The organism is Bradyrhizobium sp. 2TAF36 (assembly GCF_052114925.1).
Classification (GTDB): Bacteria; Pseudomonadota; Alphaproteobacteria; order Rhizobiales; family Xanthobacteraceae; genus Bradyrhizobium; species Bradyrhizobium barranii.
The window spans coordinates 24,261-33,381 of sequence record NZ_JBFRFR010000095.1 but is presented as its reverse complement, the minus strand read 5'-3'; the positions used below and the strand labels follow the sequence as shown (position 1 = coordinate 33,381).

Sequence of the window (9,121 nt, the reverse complement as noted above, 5' to 3'; positions counted from 1 at the left end):
CCCGTGATAGGTGGACTGGCGGTCTCGATCGTCAGGGACTTGCTGAGCGGCCGACTGGGAGTGGACGCGATTGCGCTCCTGTCGATGAGCGCGGCATTGGCGCTCGGCCAGCCGCTTGCCGGCGCCGTGGTTGCGCTGATGTATTCCGGTGGCAACGTGCTGGAGGATATCGCGGTCGCGCGGGCTGAGCACGACCTGCGGTCACTGGTCGATCGTGCGCCGCGCCGGGCACATCGCAAGACTGGCGAGCGGATCGAAGAGGTTCCGATCGAGGCGGTCTTGGTCAGCGAAGAGCTCCTGGTACGGGCCGGCGAGATCGTGCCAGTCGACGGCATCGTCCGTTCGGCCATGGCGACCATCGACGAGTCCGCGGTTACGGGCGAGCCGATCCCGGTCGAGAAGACACGCGGCATCGCCGTTCTTTCCGGTTCGCTGAATGCGGGTGAGACCTTCGAGTTGACCGTTACCGCACCGGCTGGCGAGAGTACCTACGCTGGTATTGTGCGCATGGTGACGGCGGCGCAAACGGCGAAGGCCCCCTTTGTGCGGTTGGCCGATCGCTATGCGCTGATCTTTCTTCCCGTGACGCTGGTCATCGCCTTTCTGGCGTGGCGGATCTCCGGTGATTTGACCCGCAGCCTCGCTGTGCTGGTGGCGGCAACGCCTTGCCCCCTGATTCTGGCCGCACCTGTCGCCTTCATCGCCGGCGTGGCGCAAGCGGCCCGTCGCGGCATCTTGGTCAAGGGCGGAGGAGCACTGGAGGCGCTGGCTCGCGCGCGCACCGTGCTCTTCGACAAAACCGGCACCCTCACGGTTGGAGGTGCGCGGCTGCTTTCAGTTGAAGTCGCTCCGGGGGAAAATCCGGACGAGGTCCTCACGCTTGGGGCATCGCTTGAGCTGGCCTCGCATCACGTCCTCGCCAAGACCGTCGTCTCTGCGGCCATCGATCGCGGTCTCAAGCTCAAAGCGCCCGAACAGGTCAAAGAGACCATGGGCACCGGTTTGTCCGGCCTGATCGACGGCCGCCAGGTAACTGCGGGCTCGCGAGAGCTGCTTCGCTCACATGGCGAGCTGTCGCCGTGGGAGCTGCGGGYAATCCGCCGCGCATCGTGGCGCTCGGCGCTGATCGTCTTTGTTGCCGTGGACGGCCGTCCGATCGGTGCGCTGCTGCTGGCCGACGAGCTGCGGGCTGATACGCCGCGAGCGATCCGGCTGCTGCGCGATGCGGGCATCGTGCGAATGGTGATGGTCACAGGCGATCGTGCCGCAGCGGCGCAGGCAATCGGAGCAGCGCTCGACCTCGATGCCGTGCTGGCCGACCGCGTTCCCTCGGACAAGGTCGAGGCGGTGCGCACTGAACAGCGGCTGCATCCGACCATCATGGTCGGTGATGGCATCAATGACGCCCCGGCACTGGCCGTGGCCGATATCGGTGTCGCGCTCGGCGCGCGCGGCGCGAGCGCCTCGTCCGAGGCGGCGGATGTGGTCATCCTTGCCGATCGGCTTGATCGCGTCGGTGAAGCGATCATAATTGCGCAGCGGGCACGGCGTATCGCTCTCCAAAGCGTCATTATTGGCATGGGATTGTCGATAGCTGCCATGGTGGCCGCTACCGTTGGCTGGCTGGATCCCGTGCCGGCGGCGATCGTGCAGGAGGTGATCGATGTTGCCGTCATCCTGAACGCGCTGCGGGCACTCACTCCAGCCCACGGGAGCGCCGGTCGCCGGATATCCGCAGAGCAGGGCCTGGCACTGCATCACGACCATCAGGCGCTGTTCAGGGATCTCGACCGACTGCGCAAGATCGTCGATGCGATCGACGATGTGCCGCCAGACGCCGCCGCGGCCTTGATCGAAGAGGCTGATCGCCTCGTTCAGGGCAGTGTAGTGAAGCACGAGCGCGAGGACGAGGGCTGCGTCTATCCGAAGATTGCGGAGGTGCTGCGCGAACGCCACGGCCTCTCTGCCATGAGCCGCGCGCATCGTGAGATCCTGCACCTTGCGCGGCTGCTCGCACGGATCGCGGCCGACCTGCCGTCAGAAAAGATCGACCGCTATCTTATTCGAGATGCCCAGCGTGTGATCGAGGCGATCGAAACGCTGGTGCGCATGCATACGGCCCAAGAGGACGATATTTACGAAGCCGTGGCCGCGGAGTGAGCAGCTTGGCGATGTTGGTTAGTCGATCGTGCCGAATTCCGCCACGGGCAGGATCCAATAGACGAGGTTGGTGCCGGTGAACGAAGCCCGAACCCGGTCGAGCAGGCGCTCGGCATCGTTCCGTGGTAGGACAATCCATAGGATGACCTGATCGGCGTGCCCTTTGATGCGCTCGGCCGTGCTTTGGAGCCGCACGCCGTTGCCGTGTCCGGCAGCATCGGAGGCCGTGAAACCCCTCACCAGATCGGTCTGTTCGCCGAGATAGTCGAACAGCTCGTCGCGAAACTGGCGCGGCAGGATCAGCGTGAGGCAGACGGACACGCTCGTCATTTGGCCCCCTTCGCAGCGCCGCCGTAGCGGCGATACAGGATCGGCAGCAGGATCAGCGTCAGCAGTGTTGACGAGACCAGGCCCCCGATCACGACGATGGCCAGCGGTCGCTGCACTTCAGATCCCGGACCCGAGGCGAACAACAGCGGGATCAATCCGAGCGCCGTGATGCTGGCCGTCATCAGAACGGGCCGCAGTCTTCGCATGGCGCCTTCGACGACGACGCGCCCCTCGCTCAGGCCGTGAGCACGGAGCTGGTTGAAATGGGAGACCAGCACGACTCCGTTCAGCACGGCTATGCCGAGCAGCGCGATGAATCCGACCGACGCCGGAACAGACAGATATTCGCCGCTCGAGACCAGCGCGAACACGCCGCCAATCAGCGCGAAGGGGATGTTGACCAACACCAGTAGCGCGTGGCGGACCGAGCCGAATGTGGTGAACAGCAGCACGAAGATCAGGCCAATGGCGACCGGCACCACGACAGAGAGCCGCGCGGCGGCGCGCTGCTGGTTCTCAAACTGGCCGCCCCAGGCCAGTCGATAGCCGTCTGGCAGCGGAAGCCCGGCGGCAACCTTCTGCTGAGCTGCCTGGACAAATCCGACCATGTCGCGGCCGCGGACATTGGCGCGAACCACGCTGATACGCTCGCCGTTTTCCCGGTCGATCTTCACGGGCCCGTCGACGCGCTGGATACGGGCGACCTGCGACAGTGCGACGTGCTGCCCGGACGAAAGCGTCAATGGCAGGCTTGCGAGCAGAGTCGGCGCCTCCCGAGTAATCTCGCTGCCGCGGACCAGGATCGGCGTGCGGCGTCCCTCCTCGAGCGCCGTCCCGATGGTACGGCCCTCGATCTGGGTGCGCAGCGAATTCGCAATGGAGTCGACCGACAGGCCGAGGCGGCCGGCCTCCATCCGGTTCACGGCTACAGTGTAGTATTGGGCGCGTTGAGCGTGGTGTAGACGTCTTCGGCACCATCGATGCCGGACAGGATGGACGACAGTTTCGCCGCGATCTCATTGAGTCTGACGATGTCCGGGCCGAAGATCTTGACCGCGACGTCGCCGCGTACACCGCTGATCATCTCCTGCACGCGCATATCGATCGGCTGGGTGAAGCTGAGCGAGATGCCGGGAAAGCCGGCCAGAACCTCGCGAAGCTCCTGCAGCAGGGCTTCTCTGTCCGTAGTCTGCCTCTCTGCCGCCGGCTTGAGCACGAGAAACGTATCGGTTTGATTGGGACCCATGGGATCGAGGCCGAGCTCATCCGAGCCGGTCCGTGCGATGATGCCGGCAACATCCGGAACCTTCAACAGCGCGGATTGCAGCCTGGCATTGATGGCGAGCGATTCGTCCAGGTTAACGGAAGGAAGCGTCTCCACGCTGACAATGACGTCGCCCTCGTCCATGGTCGGCATGAAGGTCTTGCCTAGTTTCGTGTAGGCAAAGCCCGCGGCGATCAGGCCGATCAGCGCTGCCGCGATGACTTTTCGCTCATTGTTCAACGCCCAGTCCAGAGCAGGCGCGTAGACGCTCTGCGCGGCCCGGATCAGGAGGGGATCGCCATGCGAGGCGGACTTGAGCATGAAGGAGGTCGCGACTGGAACGACGGTGAGCGCAAGCAGCATCGAACCAGCCAGGGCGAAAATGATTGCAAGCGCCACGGGAACAAAAAGCTTTCCCTCCAGTCCCTGCAGGGTCAGGAGCGGCACGAACACGATGATAATGATCAGCACGCCGGAGGCAACGGGTTGCAGGACTTCGCAGACTGAGCGGAACACGATGTGGATCAACGGCGTGGCTCTGCCGAGATCGTGCTTGCTGAGATTGCCGACGATGTTCTCGACCACGACCACAAGTGCATCGATCAGCATTCCAATCGCGATTGCAAGTCCGCCGAGACTCATCAAATTGGCCGACATCCCGGCCGCCCGCATCGCGATCAACGCGATAACGATGGCAAGCGGCAGGCTGAGCGCGATCACAAGCGAGGCACGCCAGTTACCCAGGAACAGCAGCAGAAGCACGATTACGAGCACAGTGGCTTCGCCGAGCGCCCGCACCACGGTGCCGACGGCACGGTTGACCAGGTGGCTGCGGTCGTAGAACACGTTGATCGAGACGCTCTTTGGCAGCGACGGCTGCAGTTCCGCAATCCGCGCCCGGACGTCGCGGACGAGTTGGCCTGCATTGGCGCCGCGCAGGCCGAGCACAAGCCCTTCGACGGTCTCGCCGCGGCCGTCGGCCGTGACCGCGCCATAGCGGCTCAGCGCGCCGATCCTGACGTGGGCCACGTCGCTGACCCGGATCGGGATGCCGTCGCGGGTATCAACGACGATGGAACGGATATCGTCGACACCGCGGATGCTACCTTCGACGCGGACCAGCGCGCTGTCTTCGCCCTGGTTCACGCGGCCCGCGCCGTCATTACGGCTGTTGGCCTCGATAGCGCGGCGAAACGAATCTGACGAAATGCCGCGCGCAGCGAGTGCATCGTTGCGCGGCACGATCTCGAACGCGCGCACATAGCCACCGAGCGCGTTGACGTCAGCAACTCCAGGAACGGTGCGCAAGGCCGGGCGGATCACCCAGTCGAGTAGGGTCCTCCGCTCCGTGAGCGAGAGCTCGGGGCTGTCGATGGTGAACATAAACATTTCGCCCAACGGGCTCGTGATCGGCGCAAGCCCGCCGCTCACGCCGTCCGGGAAAGCGCGCGAGATGTTGGACAGGCGCAGTGCGCTCAAGACGACGAAGAGCCGCTGCGAAAGTGCAAATGCGACGAGGCGCGGGAGCATCTATGGCCCTAACCCAGAGAGAATGCCGCGAAGCGCCGAAATACCGCCAATGGCGATCTCGTTCTTGTCCGTGATGGGGCCGGATACCACGACGTGGTCCTGATCTTCCGCGAGCAGGGCGACCGGAACGAGACGGAAGCCACCGCCGATGGCCACGAAGACTGAAGTCAGTTCGCCGCGGCGGACCAACCCACTATAAGGAATCTCCCAGGCGCTTTCGCCGGCAGAGAGGAAGCCGATGCGCGCTGCAGCCGTCTGGCCGGGATGCAGCTCCCCGTTGTTGGGGATTTCCGCGCGCACCAAAATGGTCTGGGTTGCAGCGTCCGTGGTCTCGGAGACCAGCACGACCTTGCCCGGCGTGGCATAGCCTTCGATCTCAATTTTCGCACCGGTGCGGATCGCCCGAATGTTGGCCGCTGGAATTGCGATTTCTGCCCAGAGTGACGATAGCTGTGCGAGCTTGACGAGCGGTGCGGATTGCTCGAGCCGCTGGCCTGGCGAAACCGCGATATCCACCACGGAGGCCGCCTGCGGTGCGTTCACGGTCAGCCTCGCGCTGATCGCCGCCTCGTTGGTTAGCCGCGAGACGGCCTCATCGGACAGTCCGCTCAGACGCAGCATTTGGCGTCGCTCCGCGACCGCGATGCTCGCCTGCCGCGCCTCGGTCTGGCTCGCCTCCAGCACACGTTGCGGCACCGCCTTGCCTTCAAACAGGTCGGCGTTGCGCTTGAGTTGCTGGGCGGCGAGAACTTCTTGCGCGACCGCTTGCAGATACTCGCGTTGCTGCGAAACGAAGCTCGGGCTTTCCAGCGTAACGAGTGGCTGGCCGGCGTTGACGCGATCTCCGCGAGCGACAGCCAGATTGGAGACCATCCCTGCAACCGGCGCGCTGACRACCCACAATTGCGGCGTTGGAATCACGATCTGGGCAGGATAGGGCAAAGTTTGGTCGGTACGGCTCGATACCGGATGCGTCACCCGAACTCCGAGATTCTGAGCCTGCGCCGCGCTTAGCTTCACCTCGTCTTCTGCCATTGACACTGAAGGCAGAAAACTGAGCGCGAGCGTGAGAAGAGCGCGGGCCGCGCTCGGACGGAGAGTCGCCTGCCGGAGTTGCATGACGGATGTCCTCTGTCGCCGGGGCAGCCGAAGTGTCCCGCGATTGAAGATTTCGCTTACTCCCCCAGAGCGCTGATGGGTTGATTTGCATCAACTGACCACGATCCACTTACCGTCCTCGAAGGGGATGCCGTTGGGTGTTCAACGGCCTCCCTGCGGGTCGCCAATAGCTCTCGCTTGATCTCCCTCAATCCGCTCGCTGCATTGGAGGCAAAATTTTTCCAAATGTCTCGAGGAGTTGTGGGCAGTGAAGCCAATCAAAATCGCCTCGGTAGTTGCAAGCGCTCTTGTTGCTTTGTTCGCGTTTCGGCAGCCGGCACTCTCCCATAGCGGGACGGCGCAGGATCCTTGGAATCCTGCGCATCTTCAAATGCTGCCTCCGGAAATTCGAGCGGATGTGCGCAAATGGGATGCCAAGTGCGGAGGCTCAGTAGCCGCAGCCCAGCGGTTTGCTCTTTATCTCACGGTTGCGAGCGCGCAGTTTTAGCTCTCCACCTCGACAATTTCGCTGCCGCAATAAAGCAGTTCATTGCGGTACCGCTGGATGCCTGCACGAAGTCTACGTCTCGACCACCGGCCGGTATCGCCGTGTGCTTGCCGTTCATGCCCATGACGTCCGGTTGTCGTCGTTTCACGCTCAGGCCGTCCTTGGAGTCGTTGATGCAAACGGTAACAGCAGCTTGCTACGGTGGAACGGGAGCCGGTTTGTCGGGAAATAAATATCGCGCAGTCTCTGGTAGGTCAGCTGATCGCACACCGCGCGCAACGAGAACAGGGATGGTCCAGGATCATGCGCCCAAGATTTACGTTGCCCGACTTGGAGGAGTTGCAAGATGCAGCCGTTGTCACAATACGCCTGTTCGGATTGAACGATGCCGCGCTTGGTCGGCTGCGTAATTTCGCCCGCGGTCACCAATGCGTCGCGAGTTTTGCGGACGTCGCCATAGTGTTTCGCAAGCATGTAGCGCCGATTGACGAGAAGCCCGCGTCCCGACAATAGGAACTTGCGTGGGGAGGTTGCCCTGACTGTTTGGCCCGCGATGCAGCGGATTGATCGGCGCTGTTTCGTGCAAATTGCGCTCAAGACGGAAAGTCGGCTGGCTCCACATCGATTCGATCGGCGTGAAGTGACCAGTCTCGAATCGCACGGCCCTCGCAGAATTTCTGCTTCGCAAGTAGGGCCGCTTCCGTCTCGTCGCTCGCATCGACGTCAATCGTGTGCTGGCACGCCTCGCAAGGCTGGCCCTGGTCGCCAACTACATCTTTGATAAAGCGGACAACAAAATGTGCCATGCATGCCTCGTTGTGCGAATCTGAGGGTCCACCTCGCGTCAATAGACGAAGACTGGTGTCTCAAGCAGGTGATCGTTCACCGTCACGACACCCGGAATAGCCTCGGCCGCTACGCGGATGGCTGTGCGTTCGGCCACGGACGGTGCGAAGCCCCAGAGGTCGACGACCCCGTTCCGTACCGTTGCGTTCAGGTTGAACGTATGCGCCCAAGACTGCTTCTTGAGCTCCTCGAGGAACCTCTTCCTGATGGATGCATCGGAGAGCGACACTTCGAGCTTCGGCCTGGCGCTTGCGATCGCCTGAAGCAGGTTGGCCCGGCTAACGATTCCGACAAGCTGGCCTTGCTGGTCGACGATTGGCACACGTTTGATCTGATTGTTTTCGAGAAGCATTGCAATCTCGTGCAGCAGCGTCTCGGGAGCAGCGGTTACGACGTCGCGTGTCATTATGTCGTCGACCTTGACCGCGTGCGATTTGACGTAGTCGGTTGCCAGTTGGGCGTCGCCGGTCAAAGCACGCAGCCACCAGGAGTAGGGGCGTTCGGTACCGGCTTCGGCTCGATGCATCAGATCGCCTTCGGTCACGATTCCGAGGATCTTGTTATCAGCATCGACGACGGGCACCGCGCTGATGCGTCGAGCAAGCAGAAGTTGCGCGACCTCGCGGACTGTGGCGTTTGCGTCGACGGTTATAGCGGGGGAAACCATCACGTCTCGTGCCTGCATGACAACCTCCCTGGTTTCGATTTGTCGGCATCTTGCCGGATTGCGGGCGGTCGAGATTGATCGGGATCAAGCGACAGGCCCTGCCGAGCGGTCAGAATTATCGACCTTCGAGGGAGGAGATCCTAATGACCAAGATACCGCATCGTGCCGTAGTGTTTGTCGGCGACGGACGAAAGGCGCTATTCTTCCGAAACGAAGGCAACGAGAAGTTCCCGAATCTGAAGGTGGAAGCCGTCTTTGAAGATCAAAATCCGGCGGCACACGACCAAGGGAGCGATAGGCCTGGCCGGGTGAGTAAAGCCTCGCAGTCGGGGCAAAGAAGCGCCGTGGAGATGATCGACTGGCATGAGCTTGAGGAGCGCCGCTTTGTGAAGCAAGTGGCGGCTGCCGCGGAGCGTATTGCGCGCGGCGAGCCGTCGACCGCATTGATCATCGTCGCGCCGCCTCGAACGCTGGCGGCGCTTCGGTCGGATTTCCATCCTGATGTAAAGCGACGGATCGTGGCGGAGCTTGCCAAGGACCTGACCAGGCATCCGGTCGGAGACATCGAAAAGCACTTGCGGGACGAGTGGGGCAGGCCGCGCGGGAGCCGGATGCGCGAGGCGATTCCGATTTCAGGCGATGCCAGAGCATGCAACGATTATCTTGCTTGATATGCATCAAGCCGGGAAATGGTCGGATGCAGGATAAAAGCCCATTG

General features: G+C 62.6%; 6 protein-coding genes and 1 pseudogene. 2 read left to right on the top strand and 5 right to left on the bottom strand.

Annotated features, from left to right (window positions below):
- A partial coding sequence (locus tag AB4Z51_RS38230) for a heavy metal translocating P-type ATPase (RefSeq protein WP_441499196.1) occupies positions 1–2,160 on the top strand: 2,160 nt, incomplete at its 5' end.
- A gap of 18 nt (positions 2,161–2,178) precedes the next feature.
- Here the strand turns inward: AB4Z51_RS38230 and AB4Z51_RS38225 are convergent.
- The 5 genes and pseudogenes from AB4Z51_RS38225 to AB4Z51_RS38205 all read right to left on the bottom strand — a co-directional run bounded on the left by AB4Z51_RS38225 (position 2,179) and on the right by AB4Z51_RS38205 (position 8,421).
- The gene (locus AB4Z51_RS38225; protein ID WP_441499195.1) at positions 2,179–2,490 is read right to left on the bottom strand and encodes a DUF3240 family protein; all 312 of its coding nucleotides are present in this window, start codon (positions 2,488–2,490) and stop codon (positions 2,179–2,181) included.
- Positions 2,487–5,221, bottom strand: a pseudogene (locus tag AB4Z51_RS38220) (efflux RND transporter permease subunit); the annotation flags it as partial. The pseudogene AB4Z51_RS38220 and the gene AB4Z51_RS38225, both read right to left, overlap by 4 nt.
- 63 nt (positions 5,222–5,284) lie before the next feature.
- Positions 5,285–6,403 (bottom strand): efflux RND transporter periplasmic adaptor subunit, encoded by a 1,119-nt coding sequence (locus AB4Z51_RS38215; RefSeq protein ID WP_441499194.1) that lies wholly within the window; start codon positions 6,401–6,403, stop codon positions 5,285–5,287.
- Between the two features lie 1,080 nt (positions 6,404–7,483).
- Positions 7,484–7,696: a hypothetical protein gene (locus AB4Z51_RS38210; protein ID WP_028153128.1), complete on the bottom strand. Its 213-nt coding sequence runs from the start codon at positions 7,694–7,696 to the stop codon at positions 7,484–7,486.
- 38 nt (positions 7,697–7,734) lie between these two features.
- Positions 7,735–8,421, bottom strand: coding sequence for a CBS domain-containing protein (locus AB4Z51_RS38205; protein ID WP_166351029.1), 687 nt, complete (start codon positions 8,419–8,421; stop codon positions 7,735–7,737).
- A gap of 125 nt (positions 8,422–8,546) precedes the next feature.
- Between AB4Z51_RS38205 and AB4Z51_RS38200 the strand changes: the two genes are divergently transcribed.
- The gene (locus AB4Z51_RS38200) at positions 8,547–9,074 is read left to right on the top strand and encodes a baeRF12 domain-containing protein (protein ID WP_441499193.1); all 528 of its coding nucleotides are present in this window, start codon (positions 8,547–8,549) and stop codon (positions 9,072–9,074) included.
- Positions 9,075–9,121: the final 47 nt, after the last annotated feature.

Coding starts and splice junctions, on each gene's coding strand:
- AB4Z51_RS38225 (WP_441499195.1), bottom strand. CDS start 2,490: ATGACGAGCGTGTCCGTCTGCCTCACGCTGATCCTGCCGCGCCAGTTT.
- AB4Z51_RS38210 (WP_028153128.1), bottom strand. CDS start 7,696: ATGGCACATTTTGTTGTCCGCTTTATCAAAGATGTAGTTGGCGACCAG.
- AB4Z51_RS38205 (WP_166351029.1), bottom strand. CDS start 8,421: ATGCAGGCACGAGACGTGATGGTTTCCCCCGCTATAACCGTCGACGCA.
- AB4Z51_RS38200 (WP_441499193.1), top strand. CDS start 8,547: ATGACCAAGATACCGCATCGTGCCGTAGTGTTTGTCGGCGACGGACGA.